This window comes from Streptomyces sp. NPDC014006, from assembly GCF_043088925.1.
Taxonomy (GTDB): Bacteria; Actinomycetota; Actinomycetes; order Streptomycetales; family Streptomycetaceae; genus Streptomyces.
The window spans coordinates 1-21,855 of the sequence record NZ_JBICAJ010000005.1; the positions used below are offsets into that span (position 1 = coordinate 1).

General features: G+C 72.1%; 17 protein-coding genes. 11 read left to right on the plus strand and 6 right to left on the minus strand.

All coding sequences use genetic code 11. The features are described 5' to 3' along the window. From ACF1GV_RS18170 to ahcY, 3 genes are all read left to right on the plus strand, one after another. On the plus strand, positions 1-765 hold a 765-nt coding region (locus ACF1GV_RS18170), incomplete at its 5' end, for a vitamin B12 dependent-methionine synthase activation domain-containing protein (protein ID WP_391681671.1). Beyond that, entirely contained in the window at positions 762-1,661 is a 900-nt protein-coding gene (gene metF / locus ACF1GV_RS18175) for a methylenetetrahydrofolate reductase [NAD(P)H] (RefSeq protein WP_391681674.1), read from the plus strand. The genes ACF1GV_RS18170 and metF, both read left to right, overlap by 4 nt. After that, positions 1,651-3,048, plus strand: coding sequence for an adenosylhomocysteinase (gene ahcY / locus ACF1GV_RS18180; protein WP_391681676.1), 1,398 nt, complete (start codon positions 1,651-1,653; stop codon positions 3,046-3,048). The genes metF and ahcY overlap by 11 nt, the downstream gene beginning before the upstream one ends. A gap of 65 nt (positions 3,049-3,113) precedes the next feature. Here ahcY and ACF1GV_RS18185 read toward each other — a convergent pair whose 3' ends face one another. Both ACF1GV_RS18185 and ACF1GV_RS18190 read right to left on the minus strand, forming a co-directional pair. After that, on the minus strand, positions 3,114-4,622 hold the full coding sequence (locus ACF1GV_RS18185) for an FAD-dependent monooxygenase (RefSeq protein WP_391681679.1): 1,509 nt from the start codon (positions 4,620-4,622) through the stop codon (positions 3,114-3,116). 102 nt (positions 4,623-4,724) lie between these two features. Next, on the minus strand, positions 4,725-6,377 hold the full coding sequence (locus ACF1GV_RS18190) for an FAD-binding oxidoreductase (protein ID WP_391681681.1): 1,653 nt from the start codon (positions 6,375-6,377) through the stop codon (positions 4,725-4,727). Between the two features lie 216 nt (positions 6,378-6,593). Here ACF1GV_RS18190 and ACF1GV_RS18195 point away from each other — a divergent pair, with 216 nt between their 5' ends. The 4 genes from ACF1GV_RS18195 (at position 6,594) to ACF1GV_RS18210 (ending at position 11,270) form a co-directional block, all read left to right on the plus strand. Next, positions 6,594-7,400, plus strand: a complete 807-nt coding sequence (locus ACF1GV_RS18195; protein ID WP_391682917.1) for a 2-amino-3,7-dideoxy-D-threo-hept-6-ulosonate synthase — start codon at positions 6,594-6,596, stop codon at positions 7,398-7,400. Continuing rightward, on the plus strand, positions 7,397-8,506 hold the full coding sequence (locus tag ACF1GV_RS18200; RefSeq protein ID WP_363266136.1) for a 3-dehydroquinate synthase II: 1,110 nt from the start codon (positions 7,397-7,399) through the stop codon (positions 8,504-8,506). The genes ACF1GV_RS18195 and ACF1GV_RS18200 overlap by 4 nt, the downstream gene beginning before the upstream one ends. Positions 8,507-8,572: 66 nt before the next feature. Further along, positions 8,573-9,958, plus strand: a complete 1,386-nt coding sequence (locus tag ACF1GV_RS18205) for a class I adenylate-forming enzyme family protein (RefSeq protein WP_391681683.1) — start codon at positions 8,573-8,575, stop codon at positions 9,956-9,958. A gap of 391 nt (positions 9,959-10,349) precedes the next feature. Continuing rightward, complete coding sequence (locus ACF1GV_RS18210; protein ID WP_391681686.1) at positions 10,350-11,270, plus strand: bifunctional transcriptional activator/DNA repair enzyme AdaA; 921 nt, start codon at positions 10,350-10,352, stop codon at positions 11,268-11,270. A 341-nt stretch (positions 11,271-11,611) separates the two neighbouring features. Here the strand turns inward: ACF1GV_RS18210 and ACF1GV_RS18215 are convergent, their stop codons facing one another. From ACF1GV_RS18215 to ACF1GV_RS18225, 3 genes are read right to left on the minus strand one after another with little or no spacing between them, the layout of a single operon-like run. Next, entirely contained in the window at positions 11,612-12,835 is a 1,224-nt protein-coding gene (locus tag ACF1GV_RS18215) for an MFS transporter (RefSeq protein ID WP_391681689.1), read from the minus strand. 1 nt (position 12,836) lies between these two features. After that, a complete protein-coding gene (locus ACF1GV_RS18220; protein ID WP_391681693.1) occupies positions 12,837-14,417 on the minus strand; it encodes a 4-hydroxyphenylacetate 3-hydroxylase family protein in 1,581 nt (526 codons plus the stop codon). 26 nt (positions 14,418-14,443) lie between these two features. Further along, the gene (locus ACF1GV_RS18225; RefSeq protein ID WP_391681695.1) at positions 14,444-15,010 is read right to left on the minus strand and encodes a flavin reductase family protein; all 567 of its coding nucleotides are present in this window, start codon (positions 15,008-15,010) and stop codon (positions 14,444-14,446) included. A 202-nt stretch (positions 15,011-15,212) separates the two neighbouring features. Between ACF1GV_RS18225 and ACF1GV_RS18230 the strand changes: the two genes are divergently transcribed. Next, positions 15,213-15,875 (plus strand): class I SAM-dependent methyltransferase, encoded by a 663-nt coding sequence (locus tag ACF1GV_RS18230; RefSeq protein ID WP_391681697.1) that lies wholly within the window; start codon positions 15,213-15,215, stop codon positions 15,873-15,875. Between the two features lie 62 nt (positions 15,876-15,937). On the opposite strand, the gene ACF1GV_RS18235 is transcribed toward ACF1GV_RS18230, so the two are convergent. Further along, positions 15,938-17,611: an FAD-binding oxidoreductase gene (locus ACF1GV_RS18235; RefSeq protein ID WP_391681700.1), complete on the minus strand. Its 1,674-nt coding sequence runs from the start codon at positions 17,609-17,611 to the stop codon at positions 15,938-15,940. A gap of 224 nt (positions 17,612-17,835) precedes the next feature. Between ACF1GV_RS18235 and ACF1GV_RS18240 the strand changes: the two genes are divergently transcribed. The 3 genes from ACF1GV_RS18240 (at position 17,836) to ACF1GV_RS18250 (ending at position 21,645) form a co-directional block, all read left to right on the plus strand. Then, a complete protein-coding gene (locus ACF1GV_RS18240; protein WP_391681703.1) occupies positions 17,836-18,462 on the plus strand; it encodes a cupin domain-containing protein in 627 nt (208 codons plus the stop codon). Positions 18,463-18,588: 126 nt separating this feature from the next. Beyond that, positions 18,589-19,395: an SDR family oxidoreductase gene (locus ACF1GV_RS18245; protein ID WP_363266127.1), complete on the plus strand. Its 807-nt coding sequence runs from the start codon at positions 18,589-18,591 to the stop codon at positions 19,393-19,395. 684 nt (positions 19,396-20,079) lie between these two features. Continuing rightward, the gene (locus ACF1GV_RS18250; RefSeq protein WP_391681706.1) at positions 20,080-21,645 is read left to right on the plus strand and encodes an MFS transporter; all 1,566 of its coding nucleotides are present in this window, start codon (positions 20,080-20,082) and stop codon (positions 21,643-21,645) included. Positions 21,646-21,855 lie beyond the last annotated feature (210 nt).

Here is a 21,855-nt window from a genome sequence, read left to right on the forward strand (position 1 = left end):
CCGCCGTTCTGGGGCACCCGCGTGATCAAGGGCATCCAGCTCAAGGAGTACGCCTCCTGGCTCGACGAAGGCGCCCTGTTCAAGGGCCAATGGGGTCTCAAGGGCGACACGATCGAGGCCGAGGGCCGGCCCAGGCTGCGGATGTGGCTGGATCGGCTGCGGACCGGGAACCTGCTGGAGGCGGCCGTCGTGCACGGCTACTTCCCGTGCGTGTCGAAGAACGACGACCTGATCGTCCTGGACGAGCAGGGCGAGGAGCGCACGCGCTTCACCTTCCCCCGTCAGGGACACGGCCGCCGGCTGTGCCTGGCCGACTTCTTCCGCCCGGAGGAGTCCGGGGAGCGGGACGTCGTCGGTCTCCAGGTGGTGACGGTCGGCTCGCGCATCGGCGAGGAGACAGCGCGCCTGTTCGAGGCCGACGCCTACCGCGACTACCTGGAGCTGCACGGCCTGTCCGTCCAGCTGGCCGAGGCCCTCGCCGAGTACTGGCACGCGCGCGTACGCGCCGAACTCGGCATCGCCGGGGACGACCCGGCCGCCCTGGACGGGATGTTCCGTACCGAGTACCAGGGGTGCCGCTACTCCCTGGGCTACCCGGCGTGCCCGAACCTCAAGGACCGCGCCAAGATCACGGACCTGCTCCGGCCGGAGCGCATCGGCGTGCACCTGTCGGAGGAGTTCCAGCTCCACCCCGAGCAGTCCACGGACGCCATCGTCGTCCACCACCCCCAGGCGAGCTACTTCAACGCGGGAGGCCGTTCATGAGCTCCGTGCGCGAGGCGCTGGCAAACGGCGTTCCCTCGTTCTCCTTCGAGTTCTTCCCGCCGAAGACCGGCCAGGGTGAGCGCGCCCTGTGGAACTCCGTCCGCCGCGTCGAATCCCTCTCCCCCACCTTCGTGTCCGTCACCTACGGCGCCGGCGGCTCATCGCGCGAACGGACCGTCGAGGTCACCCGGCGCATCGCCGCCGAGACCACCCTGCGGCCCGCCGCCCACCTGACCGCCGTCGGGCACTCGGTGGCCGAACTGCGGCACATCATCGGCCAGTACGCCGACGCGGGGATCAGGGACGTCCTGGTGCTGCGCGGTGATCCGCCCGGCGATCCGAACGGCCCCTGGACGGCGCACCCGGACGGTTTCACCTACGCCCGTGAACTGGTGGAACTGGTGCGCTCGCTGGGTGAGTTCACCATCGGTGTGGCGGCCTTCCCCGAGATGCACCCGCGCTCCCCGGACTGGGACAGCGATGTCCGGCACTTCGTCGCCAAGTGCCGGGCGGGCGCCGACTACGCCATCACGCAGATGTTCTTCCACGTCGAGGACTACCTGCGGCTGCGCGACCGGGTCACGGCCGCGGGCTGTGACATCCCGATCATCCCCGAGATCATGCCGGCCACCGACGTCCGTCAGATCCGCCGTTTCGCCGAACTGTCCCACGCGGCCTTCCCCGAAGACCTCGCCCATCGGCTCGAAAGCGCCCGGGACGACGCCGCAGCGGGCCACCGGATCGGCGTGGAGCACGCCACCGCCATGGCCGGACGTCTCCTCGCCGAGGGGGCGCCCGGCTTGCACTACATCACGCTCAACAAGTCCACCGCAGCCCTCGACATCCATCGGAACGTGCTGTCGACACAGATCACAAGGAGCGCTCGTGTCCGCTGAGTTCACCGATTTCAAGGTCGCCGACCTGTCCCTGGCCGAGTTCGGCCGCAAGGAGATCAGCCTCGCCGAGCACGAGATGCCGGGCCTGATGGCGATCCGCGAGGAGTACGCCGAGGCACAGCCCCTCAAGGGCGCCCGCATCACCGGCTCGCTGCACATGACGGTGCAGACCGCCGTCCTCATCGAGACCCTGGTCGCCCTCGGCGCCCAGGTCCGCTGGGCCTCCTGCAACATCTACTCCACCCAGGACCACGCCGCCGCCGCCGTCGCGGCCGCCGGCATCCCCGTCTTCGCCTGGAAGGGCGAAACCCTCCAGGAGTACTGGTGGTGCACCGAGCAGGCCCTGACCTGGCCCGCTCACCCCGGCCCGAACATGATCCTCGACGACGGCGGCGACGCCACCCTCCTCATCCACCAGGGCGTCGAATACCGCAAGAGCGGCGCACTGCCCGCCGCCGACAACGAGGAACTCGCCGTCATCCGCGCCCTGCTCCAGGCGAGCCCCCTGGACTGGACGTCCCTCGCCTCCGAGATCCGCGGTGTCACGGAGGAGACGACGACGGGTGTCCACCGCCTGTACGAGATGATGCGCGACGGGACGCTGCTGTTCCCGGCGATCAACGTCAACGACTCGGTGACGAAGTCGAAGTTCGACAACAAGTACGGCTGCCGCCACTCCCTCATCGACGGCATCAACCGCGCCACCGATGTGCTGATCGGCGGCAAGACGGCCGTCGTCTGCGGCTACGGCGACGTGGGCAAGGGCTGCGCCGAGTCCCTGCGCGGCCAGGGCGCCCGGGTGATCGTCACCGAGATCGACCCGATCTGCGCGCTGCAGGCGGCGATGGACGGCTACCAGGTCACCACCCTCGACGAGGTCGTCGAGACGGCCGACATCTTCATCACCACGACCGGCAACAAGGACATCATCATGGCCTCCGACATGGCCAAGATGAAGCACCAGGCGATCGTCGGCAACATCGGTCACTTCGACAACGAGATCGACATGGCCGGCCTCGCCAGGATCCCCGGCATCGTGAAGGACGAGGTCAAGCCGCAGGTCCACACCTGGACCTTCCCGGACGGCAGGAAGATCATCGTGCTGTCCGAGGGCCGTCTGCTGAACCTGGGCAACGCCACCGGCCACCCCTCGTTCGTGATGTCCAACTCCTTCGCGAACCAGACGATCGCGCAGATCGAGCTGTTCACGAAGCAGTCGGAGTACCCGACCGGCGTCTACGTGCTGCCCAAGCACCTCGACGAGAAGGTCGCCCGGCTCCACCTGGACGCCCTCGGCGTGAAGCTCACCACGCTGCGCCCGGAGCAGGCGGCGTACATCGGCGTCGAAGTGGACGGCCCGTACAAGGCCGACCACTACCGCTACTGAACGAGCGTCCTGCCGGATGGCGGGGCCCGTACGGCGCCGCTACGGCACCGTACGGGCCCCGCTGCCTACTCGGGGTCCCCGAACCAGCAGCCCAGCGCCCCGGCCAGGGTCTCCGCGTCCCCGGCGTCGCCGCGGGCCGACCAGGCGATGTATCCGTCGGGCCGCACCAGCAGGGCGTCCGTGCCCATCTGCTCGGTCGCGGTCGCCGCCACCACGTTCACCCGGAAGCGCCACGGCTCGGCGGCTTTGAGCAAGTCCTCCGAGTCGGCCAGCAGCAGCAACAACGGCCGTGCGCTGTGCAGGAGTTCGGAAAGGCCGGTGACCGAGTCACCGGTCTTCAGCAGCACGTCGGGCGCGAAGCGGCCGGCCAGCGGGTCGCCGGCGCGGCCGGTGTCGTAGTGGACGTCGACTCCGCTGATCATGCCGCCGAGGTACTGGTTGACGTCGTCGAAGTGCATCATCCGGGCGAACAGGGTGCGCAGCGAGTCCATGCGGGGGTCGGGGTCCATCAGGGCCACCTGGGCGCGCACGTTCTCCAGGACCGCCTCGGCGATGGGCGCGCGCTCGGTCTCGTACGTGTCGAGCAGTCCGGCCGGCGCCCAGCCGTGCACCTCGGCGGCGAGTTTCCAGCCCAGGTTGACGGCGTCCTGAAGGCCGAGGTTGACGCCTTGGCCACCGGCCGGGAAGTGGACGTGCGCGGCGTCGCCGGCCAGCAGGACCCTGCCGACGCGGTAGTGCTCGGCCTGCAGGGCGGCGTCACTGAACCGGGTGAGCCAGCTGGGTGAGTCCATCGGTACCGGGTGGCCCGCGATCCGCTCCACCTCCGCCCGGAACTCGTCCAGGGTCACGGGCGCCTGCCGGTCCGGGTGCGGGCCGCGGAAGTCGTAGGTGCACACCCGGCTGCGTCCGAACAGGTTGAGCCACACCAGGGTCCAGCCCCGCGGGTTGCGCTGCCAGCCCTGCGGAGCCCGCGCCGGGTCCAGCAGGCGGACTTCGCCGATCAGGGCGCCGACGCGGGCGGGCGTGCCGGTGAACGGGATGCCGGTCAGTCTGCGCACGGCGCTGCGGGCGCCGTCGGCCCCGACCACCCAGGACGCACGCAGTGTGTCCGTGACGCCCCGGGCATCGCGTACGGTCAGGCGTATCGCGTCCGCTTCCTCGTCGAGGCCGACGAGTTCGCGGTCGCGCCGGATGAGCGCGCCGAGCCGTTCGGCTTCGGCCGCGAACACCTCCTGGGCCCAGGCCTGCGGGCTGCCCACCATGACGGGACCCTCGGTGACGACACGGCTCAGGTCGAGGTCGAACATGCCGGAGAAGTGGAACGGCACGGGGCCACGGCCCACCGGCGGGGCAGGCGGGCCGGGCTGCACGGCCTTGAGGAGTCCGCGCCGGTGCAGGGTCTGCGCGGTGCGGGCGTGCAGTGTCCCCGCCTTCGACTCGCCGGTCGGCGCGGGCAGCTTCTCCAGGACGGTGACGCGCACGCCCAGCAGGGCCAGTTCCCGGGCGAGCAGCATGCCGACGGGCCCGCCGCCGACGACGGCGACCTGGGTGTCCACGGCTGGGCTGTTCGGCATCGGCGCTCCTGCGGTGGTAGACGACACTCTGGGCATCCGTTCGGATGCTGTACGTCAGGAGGAACACCGGCCCGCGCCGACGGGTTGCACGACGGTGCCAGTTCAGTTGCCCGGCAGCCGCACGGACTGCCGGTGCCGGAAGACGTTGCCTGGGTCGTACGCCTGCTTGACGCGCTGCAGGCGACGGTAGTTGCCCTTGTAGTACAGGTCGTGCCAGGGCGTGCCCGAGCGGTTGAACTCCGGCGAACCGAGGTCGGCGTCGGGGTAGTTGACGTAGCAGCCGTCGGTGACCGCGCCGGGGACCGGGACGCCGCCGGTGTCGGCGTACATGTCGGCGTAGAACTCGCGCAGCCAGCGTACGCAGTCCTTCTCGTCGGCCGGATCGTCCCACCAGATCATCCAGGCCAGCTTGTACGCGGCGTCCCGGTGGGCGCTCGCCGTGGCGTCCTGGGCGACGGCCGAGACCTGGCCGGCGAAGGAGCTGAGCATGACCGAGCCCGTCGGGTTGCCGATGTCCGTGCGGGTCAGGTGGCGGTGGAGCGCGGCCAGTTGGCGCTGTGGGAAACCGGCCTTCATGTACGCCGACTTGAAGTCGCTCTTCTGGGTCGGGTCGTTGGTGGTGGGGTTGGCCGTGCCGAGGTAGCGGGCCGCCTGCAGCCAGGGAAGGCGGCGCGGGGCGGCCAGGTCCGGCAGCGCGGCCAGTTCACCCATCCGCGTGGTGACCGGGCCGTGCGCGACGGTGACGCCCTCGGTGACCGCCGCGAGGAACTCGTCGTGCAGCCGGGCCGCGCCGGGCACGCTCGCGTCGACGTGCGTGATCAGGCCGACGGCTCCGTTGGAGACGTGGTTGAGGGAGAGCAGGCTGCACACGGCGGTCGCCGGGTCGCCTGGGGCGGCGTGGCGCACGTGCCAGTCCGCGTAGTTGCGGACCAGCCGCGTGAAGGACCGCTCGTCCAGGTCGGCCCACTTCCACGAGACGGCGCTGACCAGGACCTCCGGCGGCGGGGCCGGCAGCAGCCGGGCCGGGTCCGTGCCGCTCGCGCCGGGGCTGCGGAACCAGTAGCGGGTCACGACGCCGAAGTTGCCGCCGCCCCCGCCGGTGTGCGCCCACCACAGGTCCCGGTTCGGGTCGTCGTCCTCGCGGGTGGCGACGACGGTGCGCACGGTGCCGTCGGCGTTCACCACGACGACCTCGACCGCGTACAGGTGGTCCACCACCAGGCCCAGCCGGCGGCACAGCAGTCCCCAGCCCCCGCCGCTGACGTGGCCGCCCGCCCCGACCTGGAAGCACATGCCCGCCGGCACGATGACGCCCCAGGTGCGGTACAGGCGCTCGTAGACGTCGAGGAGCTGGGCGCCAGGCTGCACCATGAAGGCGTTCATGGACGGGTCGAAGTCCACGTCCCGCATCGCCGACATGTCGATGACCGCTTGCACGTCGGGGCTGAAGACGAAGTCCTCCCAGCAGTGTCCGCCGCTGCGCACCGTGAGCCGCTTGCCGGCCCGGACCGCCTGCCGGACGGCGGTGGCGACCTGGGCGGTCGAGCGCGGAACGTAGACCGTCTCGGGTCGGCCGATGTAGCGCTGGTTCCAGCCCCGGACGAGGTCCGGGTAGCGCGCGTCGCCAGGGGTGACGGTCACCAGTTCCTCCGGCTGGGCCACCGCCTGCCCGGCGGGCAGCAGCACCCCGCCGCCGATCCCGGCGCTCGCCGCGAGCACTCCCCGTCTGCTCACCTGTCGCCTGCCGTGCGTCATGGGGCCTCCCCTCCCGCTGTCGCGTGCGGATCACACGCGGATGCCGCCGACGCTAGGCATCCGGCGGCGGTGGCCGCACTCCGCATCTTGCGGCGTGCTCGGCGCGGGACACCTGGCTCGATTCTTCAGAGGCCACTGCGACAGTTCAGCCGGGACCCGCAGCGGAATCCCACCCGAACCCTGTGACCAGGAACGAGGAGGGGTGTCATGTCGAGCATGCCGCTCACCGGTAAGTCGGTGCGCCTGGCACGATTGTCCCGGCCGGGAGACGGCCGGTTCCTGTTCGTGCCGCTGGACCATTCCGTGTCCGACGGGCCCGTGGCCACCGCCGCCGGCTTCGGCGACCTGGTCCGCTCCATCGCGGACGGCGGCGCCGACGGCGTCGTCGTCCACAAGGGCAGGGCGCGCATGATCGCGCCGGCGCTGCTCACGCGGTGCTCCCTCGTGGTGCATCTGAGCGCGAGTACCGCGCACGGGCCCGACGTCAACGCCAAGGTGCTGGTCGGTGACGTGGAGGAGGCGGTGAGGCTGGGCGCGGACGCGGTCAGCGTGCACGTGAACATCGGCTCCGACACCGAGGCGGAGCAGCTCGCCGACCTCGGCGCCGTGGCCGCGGCCTGCGACCGCTTCGGCATGCCGCTCATGGCCATGATCTATCCGCGTGGTCCCCGTGTGACCGATCCGACCGACCCGACGCTCGTCGCCCATGTGGTGAACATCGCCGCGGATCTGGGCGTCGACATCGTCAAGACGGTGCTCGTCGCCCCGCCGGAGCGCATGGAAGAGGTGATCGCCTCCTCGCCGCTGCCGGTGGTGGTGGCGGGCGGCGGCTCCACCGAACGCAACCTGTACGAGTTCGCGGTCACCGCCATGGACCTGGGTTGCGCCGGACTCGCTGTCGGACGACGGGTGTTCACCAGCCCGTCGCCCGAGAAGGCGGTCCGGGAACTGGCCTCAATCATTCACCGCCGCGAGCTCACGTCCGAGCCCGCGCCGCAGACCGAGATGGCAGGTGTGTTGTGAAGTTTGCCTGGATCGACCTCCGGACCGTGCCCGCCGAACACCGCGAGGCGGTCGTCGACGCCGCGATCCACGCCCGGGTCGACGGCATCGTCGACAGCGACCCGGAGCGCCTCGCCCTGCTGCCGAACACCGTCAAGCGCGTCCTCGCGCCGGGCGCGCGCATCGGCGAGGAGGCCCCGGAGGACCTGATCGTGCTGCGTGAGGTCGTCGACGTCGACAGCCTCGGCGCGCTGGAGAGCCTGCACCGCGCCGGCGAGAAGGACACCGCCGCCTGGGTCAACGTCGTCGACGACCCCACCCTGAAGCTCGCCTGCGAGGCCGCACGTGAACTCCCCTTCACCGTGGTGGAGTTCAAGGACCCGACGAAGATCCCGCTGGAGATCGTGATCGCCGCCGCGGACGCCTCGCCGGGACAGCTGATCTGCCAGGCCTCCGACATCGAGGAGGCGCAGATCATCGTCGACGTCCTGGAGAAGGGCTCCGAGGGCGTCCTGGTGGCCCCGCGCTCCGCCAACGACGTCTTCGCGCTGGTGGAGATGTTGCGGGTGAAGACCCCGGACCTGCAGCTTCAGACGCTCACCGTCGAGTCGATCGAGCACCTCGGCCTCGGTGACCGGGTCTGCATCGACACGTGCACCCACTTCGAGAAGGACGAGGGCATGCTGGTCGGCTCCTACGCGCACGGCTTCGTGCTGTGCGTGAGCGAGACGCACCCGCTGCCGTACATGCCGACCCGGCCGTTCCGCATCAACGCGGGCGCGCTGCACAGCTACGTGTTCGGGGCGGACAACCGCACCAACTACCTGAGCGAGCTCAAGGCCGGCAGCCCGGTGCTCGCCGTCGGCGCCGACGGCCGCACCCGCCGCATCGTGGTGGGCCGCATCAAGCTGGAGTCCCGCCCGCTGCTCGGCATCAAGGCCGTGTCGCCGGAGGGCGTGGAGGTCAGCCTGATCGTGCAGGACGACTGGCACGTGCGGGTGCTCGGCCCCGGTGCGGCGGTGCTGAACGTGACGGAGCTGAAGAAGGGCGACCAGTTGCTGGGTCATGTGGCCACCGACAAGCGCCACGTGGGCTGGCCGGTCGGCGAGTTCTGCGTCGAGAAGTAGGCGACAGGCGTCCGGGGCCGCTCTCGTCGCGGCCCCGGCGCCGCGGCGAGGAGTCCGGTGGAGACGATGACGCAACGGTCCTGGTGGGGTGCCGAACTACTCGGCCGCCACGCCGACGACATGGTGTGGGCACGTGCCGCAGACCGCGAGGTCACGTTTGGCAGGATGCGCCGCGAGACGGCCTGGCTGGCCGATGTGCTGGAGCAGTACGGCATCCGGGCGCACAGCACGGTCGCCCTGTACGCCAACGCGAGTTTCACGCACCTGTGGACGCTGTTCGCGCTGTGGTCGCTCGGCGCCCAGGTGGTGCTGAGGGAGACACCGCCCGGCCGGTGGTCACGGGATGTCCCGCCCGGGGCACAGCCGGCGCAGTTCTCGGTGTCGCTCGGCGAGAGCCGCAGACGGCCCGACGACTTCGTCGACGAGTGCGAGGTGCTGGTGCGCCGCCACTCCGACGGCCGTCCGAGGGCGGGCGGCCACTGCCTCGTGCAGTTCTCGTCGGGAACCACCGGGCGTCCCAAGGCGGTCGGCAGGAGTCCGCGGTCGCTCCTGGCGGAGCTGGACCGGCTCGCCGCCGTGGACGGTGCGCCGCGCCACGGTGAGCGGGTGGCCGTGCTGGAGCCGCTCACGCACTCCTTCGGGCTGATCGCTGGGGTGCTCCACTCCCTCGCTGTGGGCGCGACTTTGGTGCTGCCGGTGGCCCGCACGGCGGCGGCGACCGTGCGGGCGGCTGCCGACGCGCACGTCGTGTTGGGCAATCCGCACCACTTCCGCCCGCTGGCGCGGGCCGAGCCCGGAGAGCTGCCGCACCTGCGGCTGGCCGTGTCGAGCGGCGACGCCCTGCCGCCCGAGATCCCCGCGATGTTCCACGGCCGCCACGGGGTGCGTGTCGGCCAGGCCTACGGCACGACCGAGACGGGCCTCGTCGCCGCCGACCTCACCGGCCGCTTCGGCCCGGCCGTCGTCGGCGTTCCGGTGCCCGGCGCCCGTACCCGTGTGGTCGGCGGGGTGCTGGAGGTGCACGTCCCCGAGTCCCCGTATCTGTACGACGACACGCCCTGGACGGGCGGCTGGATGTCCACCCGTGACCTGGTCACGTGTGATCCCCGGACCGGTGCTCTGCGTCTGCGCGGGCGCGTCCAGGGCGTCGGGGACGCCTCGGTCGACCTGCTGCGCATCGAGTCGGTGCTGCGGGCCCACCGGCACATCACGGACGCGGTGGTCCTCGGGGTCGGCCCGATCGAGGCGCATGTGGCGAGCAGTGCGGAACTGGACGGCGAGGACCTGCGTTCCTGGTGCCGCCGGTTCCTCGGCGGGGCGCCGGCGCCGGACCGGTACCACCTGCTGCGGGAACTGCCCCGCACCGCGAACGGCAAGGCCGTGCGGGACCGTGGCGTCCTGCGCCGTCACCGGACGCACCCGCCCGGGGCTTGCCGCTGCATCAGCTGGTGAGCCGCACGGCAGCCGAGAGCTGCGGCCGGGGACGGCGAAGGCCCGCTCGGGCGGCTCGGTGCCCGGGCGGGGTCCCGCCGCGCTCGCTCGCGTAGGACGAGGGCGCGCGCCACCGAGCCGTCCGAGCGGGCGGTCCCGTGCGTCGGCGGAAGCGGGGCCCGGGAGTGGCGGCCGGGCCGGCGGCCCCTTGTCCGTGGTCCGGCTGCGGTCGGATCGGCTCACGGCGGGCCACCTCGCGGCGATCCCGGTCGCGGCGGCGCTTCGTGACCACCCGCCGGGCGCCGGCATCCTCCCCGCCCCGCCCCCCGGACGCTTCCCCTCCGCCCGGCGGCGCCATCCGCCGCGAGAGCCATGAGTAACGACCTCCCAGAGGAAACGGAAGGCACGGAGCATGACGGTGACGACGACCGCCGCAACGCTGTACACCTGTGACGAGGCACGCTGGCAGGCCGTGCGGGACCGGGACACCCGCGCGGACGGCCACTTCTGCTACGTGGTCACCACGACCGGCGTGTACAGCCGCCCGTCCTGCACGGTGAGGCTGGCCCTGCGGGAGAACGTCCGCTTCTTCCCGACCCCTGAGGCCGCCCGGGCCGAGGGCTACCGCCCGTGCCGTCGCTGCTGCCCCGACGACTCCGACCGGCACGCCGCGTCCGCCGAGGCGGTGGCCCGGGCCTGCCGGATCATCGACGAGGCACCGCTGCCGCCGAGTCTGGACGAGCTGGCCCGCAAGGTCGGCTACAGCCGCTTCCACTTCCACCGCCTGTTCAAGTCGTTCACCGGCATCACGCCGCACGCCTATCTGGCGGCGGCGCGTGCCCGCCGGGTGCGCGAGGCGCTGCCGCTGTCCGGGACGATCGCCGACGCCATGTACAGCTCGGGGTTCAACTCCGGCGGTCACTTCTACGCTGCGGCGCCGGAGATCCTGGGCATGACCCCGAAGGCGTACCGGGCGGGCGGCGACGGCACGGACATCCGGTACTCGGTGGCGGGCTCGTCGCTGGGACCGGTGCTCGTCGCGGCGACGGACAAGGGCGTGTGCGGGGTGCTGACGGGAGACGAGGTGCCGGGTCTGCTGAACCAGCTCCGCACCATGTTTCGGCAGGCCCGGCTCGTGCCCGCGGACGACGACTTCGCCGCCGCCGTCGCCGCGGCCGTGCGCGAGGCGGAGCCGCCGCAGATCGGCCGTGAACTGCCCCTGCGCATACGGCGGTCCGCGCTCGCCGTGCGGGTGCGACGGGCGGTGCCGACGGCGGCGGCGGTGCGGGTACGGCGCACGGTGCCGGCGTCGGCCGTCGTCCCGAGCAGGTGACCCGGGCCTGGGCACGTCCACCGGCCGGGGCGCCACCGGCCAACCTCGGTGCACACCGGACCGGAGTGCCCCGTGCACGGCGCCGTCCGTCTGACGGAACCCGCCGGGAACACGGCCGCCGGCCCGGGCCGGCCCGGGCTCGGGCGCGCCGCGTGCAGGGGCACCGCCGGGTACGACGGTCGCAGTGTGCCGGCGGCCGCGCGCCTCCATGAGCCACCCGGCCGCACCGCACGGGAACCCGCAAGCGGCGCGGAACCTCTCCGCCGCCGGCGGGGCCGGCACTCCGGTGGTCCGCCCGTGCTGACGGACACCGGGGCCGGCCCCGCCGGCCGGGGCTCCGCTCAGCCCGGGGAGCGGGACTCCGCCCCGGCGGCGGCCGCCTGCTGCCCGGCCACCGCCGGGCGCAACCGCCCCGATGCCCAGGTCGCGGGCAGCGCCGCCGCGCACACCAGCAGTCCGGTGAGCACCGCGTCCGTCGCACCGCCGTGCGAGACGGCCGCGCCACCGGCCACCGCCCCGACCGCGATCCCCGCGTTGACCGCGGACGCCGGCAGCGTCGCGGCGAGGTCGCGTCCGGGGCCGGCCAGCAGCCCGACCCGGTACTGCAGCGAGGGGACCAGGCCGAACCCGACCACCCCCCACAGCACGAGGGCGAGAGCCACCAGGACGCGGGAGGCGCCGGCGACGTGCAGGACCGCCAACGCCACGACCAGGGCGAGGTTCGCCGCGACGAGCGTGCGCGCCGCGTCCCGGTCCGCCGCCCAGCCGCCCACGAAGGTGCCGGCGGCCGTCGCCGCCCCGTAGGCGAAGAGGAAGACGGTCAGCCAGGTGCCGGACACCCCCGTGACGTCCTCCAGGAACGGTGTGATGTAGGTGAACGCCGCGAACTGGCCCCCCAGCAACAGGAATCCGACGCCGAGCACGGCCAGCACCCGGGGCGCCAGCGCATGCCGGGACTGTGCCCACAGGCCGCCCGTGCCCGAGCCGTCGACCGGCGGGACGCACACCGCCGCCGCCAGCAGCGCCACCGTCCCGAGGACCACGATGGCCGTGAACGCCGCGCGCCAGCCCAGGTGCTGCGCGGCCAGGGTGCCGAGCGGGACGCCGAGCGCCGTGGAGACGGCGATGCCGCCGAACACCACGGAGATCGCGCGCCCGGTCCGCTCCGGCGGCACCAGGGCGGCCGCCACCGTGAACGCCGTCCCGAGGAAGAGGCCCTGCAGTGCACCGGTGACGGCCCGGGCCGCGAACAGCGTGCCGAAGCCCGGGGCCAGGGCGGCCAGCAGATTGCCGGCCACATAGCCGGCCAGGGACGCCCACACCAGGGTGCGGCGCCGGACCCGGATGGTGAGCGCCGTCAGCAGCGGACCGCCGACACAGATGCCCAGCGCGTACGCGGTGACGAGGGTGCCCGCCGTGTCCACGGACACGGCGAGGTCCCCCGCGACGAGCTTCAGCAGGCCGACGACGACGAGCTCCGCGCTGCCCATGACGAAGGTGGCCAGGAAGAGGGCGGCGAGGGCCGGGCCCGGCCGCCGCCGCACGGAGAGGGGAACGGAGGTCATGTCAGTGCCAGAAGTTCTTCCTGGCGCTGCGCAGACCCTGGAACGAGTCGAGGTCCGGGACCGTCCACCCGTCGAGGTCGTACTCCTGGAGGCACTGCTCGGCGAAGCCCTTGTACGCGTCGAGCTGACCGGTCTCCATCTGGGTCATGAAGATGTCGCTGCGCACCGACTCGTGGTTGCCGGAGTAGTTGCGTTCGTACAGCTCGTGCCGGCCGCCGAACTCGGTGCCGACCGCGTCCCACAGCAGCTTCATCAGCTTGACGCGGCTGACGGCGTCGTAGCCGTTGGAGCCGCGCACGTACTTGTCGAGGTAGGGACGCACCTCGGGGTTCTTGAAGTCCTCGGCGCTGGAGTTGACGTAGATCAGGCCGCTGGCGACGTCCTGCTCGATGATCTCCTTGATGCGCGGGTAGCCGATGGTCATGAACCAGCGGTAGGCCATGCCGTACTCCAGGCGCGGCAGCAGGGCCCCGTCCTTCCACTCCTCGGGGTTGCGGGCGGCGGCGTCGGTCAGGGCCCAGAACATGTTGCGCCAGGCGAGCACCTCGCCGATCCGGGCCTGGATGCCGCGGAAGTCCTTGGTGCCGGTCATCTCGACGGCCTTGGCCAGCAGCCCGGCGATGAAGTCGATCTTCACGGCGAGGCGGATGCAGCCGTGGAAGGTCAGGCGCGGGATGAAGCCGGACTTCGGGGCGAAGCCGTTGACCTGGTCGACGTCGCCGTAGAGGAAGACGTTCTCCCAGGGGATGAGGACCTTGTCGAGGACGAAGATGGTGTCGTTCTCGTCCAGGCGCGAGGAGAGCGGATAGTCGAAGGGGCTGCCCATGACGGCGGCCGTCGCCGCGTAGGAGGGGCGGCAGATCAGCTTCAGGCCGGGCGCGCCCATCGGGATGGTCGCGACGAGCGCGAACTCCTTCTCCTTGAGCGGCAGTCCGTAGTGCGAGATGAAGTTGTAGTGCGTGATGGCCGAGCCGGTGGCCACGACCTTGGCGCCGCTGACGACGAGCCCGGCGTCGGTCTCCTTCTCCACGTGCACGAAGACGTCCTTGACCTCTTCGGACGGGCGGTGGCGGTCGACCGGCGGGTGGATGATCGCGTGGTTCCAGAACAGCACCTTCTCCTGGGACTCGCGGTACCAGCGCCGTGCGTTGTCCTGGAACGGCGCGTAGTAGTCGGAGTTGGCGCCGAGGGTGCCGAGGAAGGCCGCCTTGTAGTCCGGGCTGCGGCCCATCCAGCCGTAGGTGAGGCGGGCCCACTCGGCGATCGCCTCACGGTCCTCCACGACGTCCTGGACGCTGCGCGGGGTGCGGAAGAACTTGTGGGTGTATCCGTCACTCCCGGTGTCGGTGCGGGTGGTCAGCACGTCGCGGCGGGCCGGATCGTGCAGCGCGTCGTACAGACGGGCCGTCATCCGGGCGGGGTTGGCGAACGCCGGGTGCTTGGTGACGTCCTCGACGCGTTCGCCGTAGATGTAGACCTCGCGGTCGTCGCGCAGGCTCTCCAGGTACTCGTCGCCGGTCAGGGGGCGGGTGGTGCGGGGAGCCGGTGCGGAGGCGGAGGCCTCGCCCTGCTGCAGCGTCATGGTGTGTCCTTGTCCGGTCGTGGCGGTCAGTGACCCAGGGGGATGTGGAGCGCCGCGGTTCCCGACGGCCATGCGCCGTCCGCCGGTCCGTCGAGGGTGCCCGCCCACGCGTGGTGCCCGGGCGCGGTGTCCAGGAGGCGGAAGGCCCCGCCGTGGAAGACCAGCGGCTCCGCGTCCCACGTCGTGAAGGTCCTCACCTGCCCGATGTGCAGCACGTGGTCGCCGCCGTCGTACGCGGCCCAGGGCACGCAGTCGAGGTGGGCGGAACAGCCGGCCAGACGCGGCCCCGCCGCGTCGGGGTCCCAGGCCACGGGAGTGTCCGCGGGCAGTGGCCGGCCCGCGAAGTGCAGGGCCAGGTCCTGCTGGTGTGCGGCGAGGATGTTCACGCCGAACGACGACGCGCCCGTGAGCAGGTCGCACATCCGGCTGCGCCGGTCCAGGGACACCATCACCAGCGGGGGGTCGAGGGAGACGGAGGTGAACGAGCCCACCGTGGCGCCGTGCACGCCGCCGCCGTGTTCGACGGTGACCACGGTGACGCCCGTGGCGAACCGGCCGAGGCAGTCACGAAAGCGGCGTTGACTGTCGCCCATCGACACTCCTCGAAAAGGAAATGAGCCCTCGAATTCGGCGCTCTCTGAGGGGCATTGTGCCGGTGGCCGCTGAAGGATCGATCGAGGGGAACCGCGGGTATTTCTGCGCAATATCCAGGAGGCCGGAGATGATTGACACCGGTGCGTGCGGGCGCCTGTAATTCCTTCTCGGATTCGAGTAACCGACACGAGGTGGCCAATCATGAGACTCCAGGTCGAGTTGACCGACGCACTCCAGGACTACGTCGCCGATGTCTCGCTGCGCGAGCCCGACCTGTTGCGGAAGCTGCGCGAGGAGACCTCGCAGCTTCCCCTGCACCTGATGCAGATCTCGCCGGAGCAGGGTCAGTTCATGCGGACCCTGCTGAAGGCGACCGGCGCCCGGCGGACTCTCGAGGTCGGCGTGTTCACCGGCTACAGCCTGCTGTCGACGGCGCTCGCGCTGCCCGCCGACGGCCGTGTGGTGGGGCTGGACATCAACGAGGAGTGGGGCGCCATGGCGCTCGACTACTGCAAGCGGGCCGGCGTCGCGGACAAGGTCGACCTGCGCATCGGCGACGCCCGGGCCTCCCTCGAGCGGCTGCTGAAGGAGGAGAACGCCGCCGGCACGTTCGACTTCGTCTTCATCGACGCGGACAAGGAGAACTACACGGAGTACTACGAGTTCGCGCTGGAGCTGCTGCGCCCCGGCGGTCTCGTCGTCGTCGACAACGTGCTGTGGCACGGCGCCCTGCTCGACGAGTCCGTCCAGGACTCCGAGACGCAGGCGCTGCGCGCCTTCAACCCGCGGTTGCTGCACGACGAGCGGGTGGAGCTGAGCGTGATCCCCTACGCGGACGGGCTGACGTTCGCCGTCAAGCGCTGAGTTCCGCGCCACGCACGCGTGAAGGCCGCCCCGGGAGGACCGGGGCGGCCTTCACGCGTGGGTCAGGGCAGACGGACGGACTGGGCGTGGCGGAAGAAGTTCGTCGGGTCGTACTTCTTCTTCACCTGCTGCAGCCGCGGGTAGTTGCCCTTGTAGTAGAGGGCGTGCCAGGGCGTCGACGACGTGTTGTACTTCGGGTCGTTAAGGTCGTTGTCCGGGTAGTTGACATAGCAGCCGTCGGTGACGTCGTTGGGCACGGGAACACCGCCCGTGTCGGCGTAGACCTCCGCGTAGCACTGCCGGTTCCAGGCGATGTAGGCGGCGTCCTCGGCGGGGTCGTTCCACAGGGACATCCACATCATCTTGAAGAACGACTCGCGGTGCGGATAGCCGGTGGCCGACGGGGCGAGCCGGTTGACCTCGCCGCCGTAGGAGCTGAGAGTGATGGAGGCGCCGGGCAGGGTGACGTCCGTGCGCGTCAGGTGCTTGTACAGCACCGCGAGCTGGCGGTCGGGGAAGGCCGCGCGCATGTACGCGGACTTGTACTCCTGCCGGTAGGTCGGGTCGGTGAGGTTGGTGTTGGTGGTGCCGAGGTAACGGGTGGCCTCCAGCCAAGGCAGCTTTCGGGGTTCGGCGTAGCTCGCCATCGGGCCGAACTCGGCGAACTGGCGGGTGACGGCCACTGTCGGGACGTCGACGCCGTCGCCGATCGCGGCGCGGTAATCGTCGAGGAGCTGGCGGGCGTTGGGAGCGGTCGCGTCGACCTGGGTGACCATGGCGATCTGGCCGGCGGACTTGTGGGTCAGCACGAGGAAGCTGGCCAGGGCCAGTTCGGGGGCGCCCGGGGCGCTGTGCGCGGTGAACCAGCGCGCGTAGTTCTGTGCCAGCCGGGAGAACTTCGCCTCCGTCATGGTCTCCCACGGCCAGGCCTGCGCCACCAGGTACACCTCGCGGGGCGGCTTGGGCAGCAGCTTCTTCGGATCGGTGCCGGTGGCGCCGGGTGTGCGGAACCAATAGCGCGTGACGACGCCGAAGTTGCCGCCACCGCCACCCGCGTGGGCCCACCACAGCTCGCGGTTGGGATCGCCCGGGTCGTTGGTCGCCACGACGGTGCGCACCTTGCCGTCGGCGCCGACCACGACCACCTCGACGGCGCACAGGTAGTCGATGATCAGGCCGAGCTGGCGGCACAGCAGGCCCCAGCCGCCGCCGCTGACGTGGCCGCCGGCCGCCACGGAGTAGCAGATGCCGCCGGGCACGGTGACGCCGTACACCTGGTAGAGCAGGGTGTAGACGTCCAGGAGCTGGGCGCCCGTCTCGACGGCGAACGCGCGCCGCCCGGAGTCGTAGTACACCTTGTTGAGCTGTGACAGATCGAGCACCACCTGGACCTCGGGGTTGAAGACGAAGTCCTCCAGGCAGTGGCCGCCGGAGCGCACGGTCAGACGTTTGCCGGCGGTGACGGCGGCCTGCACCACGCCCGCCACCTGGGAGACATCGTCCACGATCTGGACGGCCTCGGGATTGCCGACGTAACGGTTGTTCATGCCGTGCACGAGCTCGCCGTACTGGGCGTCCGCCGGCGTCACCGTCACCGGGGCGAACGTGACGGTCGCGGCCTCCTGCTCCGCTGCCGCCGCCCGCCCGGCGAAGGCTCCACCCACCGCGGCCGTGCCGCCCAGCGCCGCGGCGGTCGTGAAGAACCGCCTGCGGCCTATCCCACTGTTGTCGCGCACTCTACGTCTCCCGTTCTCGCCATTTTCGGCGCACCGCTTCACGCGTTCACCTGCGCCGCGACAGTACGAATCAGCCATCGCGGAAAACACTCCGGATCTTGCGGTCGAATCCCTGAACGGGGGATTCCGGGATACGACCGCAAGATGGGGAGTGTCGGACGGCCCACCGGTCGCCACCATCGGAGTCCAGGCTGAATTCGCCATGGTGGAAGGAGGCGGGGCCGGTGACGGTCAGCGTCGGTGAGGTGTACGAGAACCCGCGGTGCAGGGAGCGGGTCGTGATCAGAACGCCGTCCTCACACACGGGCGGGGAGCGCACCGTGATGGACGTGTACTCCGAGCCCGGCGGCGCCGTGTCGGGAGAGCACCTGCACCCCGTGAGCGAGGAACGCTTCACGCTGGTGCGGGGCAAGGTCGCCTTCCTGATCGGCGGGCGCCAGGTGACCCTCGACAAGCCCGGGCAGAGCGTGCTCATCCAGCCCGGCATCAGGCACCGCTGGTGGAACTGCAGCGGTGAACAGGCCTTCCACATCTGCGAGGTGCGCAAGAACAGCGACCGCTTCGAGCAGTTGGTGCTGCGCCAGCTCTTCGGGCTCGCGCAGGACGGCAAGACCACGCCCGAGGGCATGCCCCGGCTGCTGCAGCAGGCGGTGACCACGCTGGAGTTCGGTGACGTGGTGCGGTTCACCTCGCCACCCTGGGCGCTGCAGCGAGCCCTGTTCACCGTGCTGGCCCCGGTCGCCCGACTGCTGGGGCACCAGGGCTGCGACCCGCGGTACATGGACCGCAAGCCGTCCGAGATCGCGGAGCTGGAGGAGCTTCCGGAGGAGGTCATGCGCTGGCACCGCTGATCCCGCCGGCCCGGTGAACATCGCCTGCAACACCTTCGGGCACGGCGGTGTTTCCCATGACGAGAGCACATCGCACCGCGCTCCTCCCCCACCTCAGGGCGGGGCCGACCATCGAGAAGGAACCTTATGGATCTGCAGCTTTCCGGCCGGGTCGCCGTCGTCACCGGCGCCTCCAAGGGCATCGGCCTGGCCATCGTCCGCACGCTCCTCGAAGAGGGCGCCAAGGTCGTGGCCACGTCCCGCAAGAGCACCCCGGAGCTGGATGCGCTGGCCGGCCCGAACCTCGTGCACGTCTCGGCCGACTTCATGGACGAGGACGCGCCGGCGCAGGTCGTCGCCCGCGCCGTGGAGCAGTTCGGCGGGCTCGACATCCTGGTGAACAACGCGGGCGGCCCGCCTCCCGGCGTGACCCTGCCGCGCGGCTCGTTCCTGCACGCCTCCGACGAGGAGTGGCGTGCCATGTTCGAGTTCAACCTGTTCTCGGCCGTGCGCGCCATCCGTGCCGCCATCCCGCACCTGCTGGAGCGCGGCGGCGGCGCGATCGTGAACATCTCCTCCGGCAACGCCCGGCAGCCCTCGCCGATCAACGTCGACTACGGTGCCGCGAAGGCCGCCCTGAGCAACATCACCAAGGTGCTCTCGGGCGAGTTCGCGCCCCAGGGCATCCGCGTGAACACCGTCTCCCCCGGTGTGGTGCGCACCCCGTGGTGGACCGACGAGGGCGGCGTCGCCGACATGATCGCCTCCCAGGCCGGCACCGACAAGGACAACGTCATCAACAGCGTCGTCCCGGAGATGCTGAACCTGGCCACGGGCCGCTTCGTCGAGCCGCAGGAGGTGGCCGACGCCGTCGTGCTGCTGGCGTCGCCGCGCTCCGGCAGCACCACGGGTGCCGAGTTCGTCGTGGACGGCGGGCTCCTCAAGGAGCTCTGAGCACCACCGTGCGGGAGGGCCGGCGAACCCGGCCCCTCCGCCCGTGCCCGGCCGCCGCACTGCGGCCGGGCGTACGACGCACCACGGCCGCCGGCGGCGTGCGGTGACCTGATCCGCGCGGGCCGCCGGCGCCGCCGGCAGTGCTGTCCGCTGCTGTCGCCTCCTGGAGCGACCTGCCGCTGACCCGCCGGCTCCCCCGGAGGACCGCAGGAGTTCCGTCCGCTCCCGGACCCGGCTCCGCGACGACACCGCCGGAGGACGGCCGGGCCGTCCGCGGCGGCCCGGCCGTCCTCCGGCGGAACTCCGCGGCGCCCTGCCTGCTCCCGCGCCCTCGCCGCGTCCCGCTCGTTCCCGAGTGCCGCCGCAGCGCCCAGCCGTCGCGGGCGCCCTGCCGCGGGCCCCGCCCGCTTCTCCGCTTCTCCGCCTTTCCCTGTCCTGCCCGCCGTGACGTCTCGCGGCCCCAGGGCCGCCACTCGTTCGGATCGCCGGGCTCGCACGCCCCGGCCGCCTGCCGCGTCGCCGCCGGCCGCCACCACTGCGCGTGGCCTTTCGCCGTGCCCGCCCGCACCAGGACCCGCCGCCTGATCCGCGCCGATCCGAACGGCAGGCCGCGGGCCGCCTCTTCCCGTCCACCCCGCTCCGGGGCCGGCGCGGCGGCATCGATGTCAACTCCCTGGAGTCGTCATGGCCTTGGCCGCCCCTGCTCGCACCCGCGACCGCGCAGCGCCCCCGCTGGACCGCCGGCTGCTCGCCCTGGCCGTCCTCGCTCCGCTGCTCGCCAACGCCGACTCCGGCATCGTGACGCTCGCGCTCAGCGACATCCGGCGCGACCTGTCGATGTCGCTCGACGCCGTGCAATGGGTGACCAACATATACGTGCTGCTGGTGGGCGGGCTCCAGCTGCTGGGCGGCCGGCTGGCGGACCTGGCCGGGGCCCGGCGTCTCTTCCTGCACGGCATGGGCGCCTTCGCCGTGGCCTCGGCCCTGTGCGGCGCCGCCCCCAGCGGCCCGCTCCTCGTCACCGCCCGCGCCGGGCAGGCGCTGGCGGCGGCCGTGCTCGTGCCCGCCGCGATGTCGCTCCTGGTGACGGCGGCCGCACCGCAGCAGCGCGCCCGGGCCCTGGCGCTGTGGGCGGGCGCGGGCGGCGTCGGCTCGGTGGCCGGTGTGGTGTGCGGCGGCCTCGTGGTCAGCGGCCTCGACTGGCGCTGGGCCTTCTGGCTCAACGTCCCCGTGATCGTCGGCGCCCTCCTGGTGTCCCGCCGCACCCCGCTGCCCGATCCGCCCCGCACCCGTGGAGCCCGCCTCGACCTGGCCGGGGCCGCCGCGCTGACCGGCGCTCTGCTCGCGGCCGTGTACGCCCTGGTCCGGCCGGCTGCTCACGGCGTGGACCAATACACGGCGTACGCCGCGCTCGCCGCGTCGGCGCTGGCAGCCCTCTTCGCGCACCGGCAGCGCAGATGTCCCCACCCGCTGCTGCCCGCGTCCCTGCTCCGCGACCGGAACCTGGTGTGCGGTGCGGCCGGCGTCCTGCTCGTGTCGACGGCCGCCGCGCCCGTCGCCTTCCTCGGCGGCATGCGGCTGCGTGACACCTACGGGTTCGGTGCGCTGGCCGCCGGAGTCGCCCTGCTCCCGATGGTCGGGGGCATCTTCGTCGTGGGCAGGGCCTGCAGCGCACTGCTCACCCGGTACGGTGCCCGCCTGCCGTGCGCGCTCGGCTGTCTGCTCCTGGGGGCGGGCCTGTGGACGCTGGCCGCCCGCTCGCACGCCCCGGGGTACGTCTCGGGCATGCTGCCGGGGCTGGTCCTGGCCGGCGCGGGGCTTCCGCTGATCTGGATGTCGTGCGAGGTCGTGGCGCTGGCCCGGTTCCGGGGCAGCGGCGCGGGGCTGGCGGCGGGCCTGGTGCAGTGCGCGGGACAGTTCGGGACCGCGCTGGGCACGGTGCTCGCGGTGGCGGTGTGCGGTCGTGGCACCGGGGCGGCCGCCGGGGCGGGGCAAGCGTTCGGGGCGGCAGCCCTGCTGATGGGGCCGGCCCTGGTGGGCGCCCTGGTCTGCCTGCCCGGCCGCCGCCCGACCGGCCCGGGCCGCCGCGCGCGGAGCCGGGACCGCCGCCCGCACCGCCCGGGCCGACGCCCGCACGGCCCCGGCCGCCACGGACAGGCCCCGGCCGGTCTCGCGCCGTCCACTTGGGCGACGCGGCCGGCACGCGAACCCGTCCGGCCCCAGCCCTGGCGTGTGCGAACCGGTGGCTGAACTGTTCCGCGGCAGCCGTCAGCCGGCCGCCTCGACCAGTCCGACGGTGCCCTCGGGGCCGCGGAAGTGACAGAGCCGTAGACGTCCTCGTACTGCACGGTTGCCGCCGACCGGTTTTCCCACCGGTGCCCGCGGGCGGGCCGCGAGACGTCGTCGCGGCGGACTCGCGCGGCAGCTGCCCGCACTCGTGTCCTGCCGCGTCCGGCCACC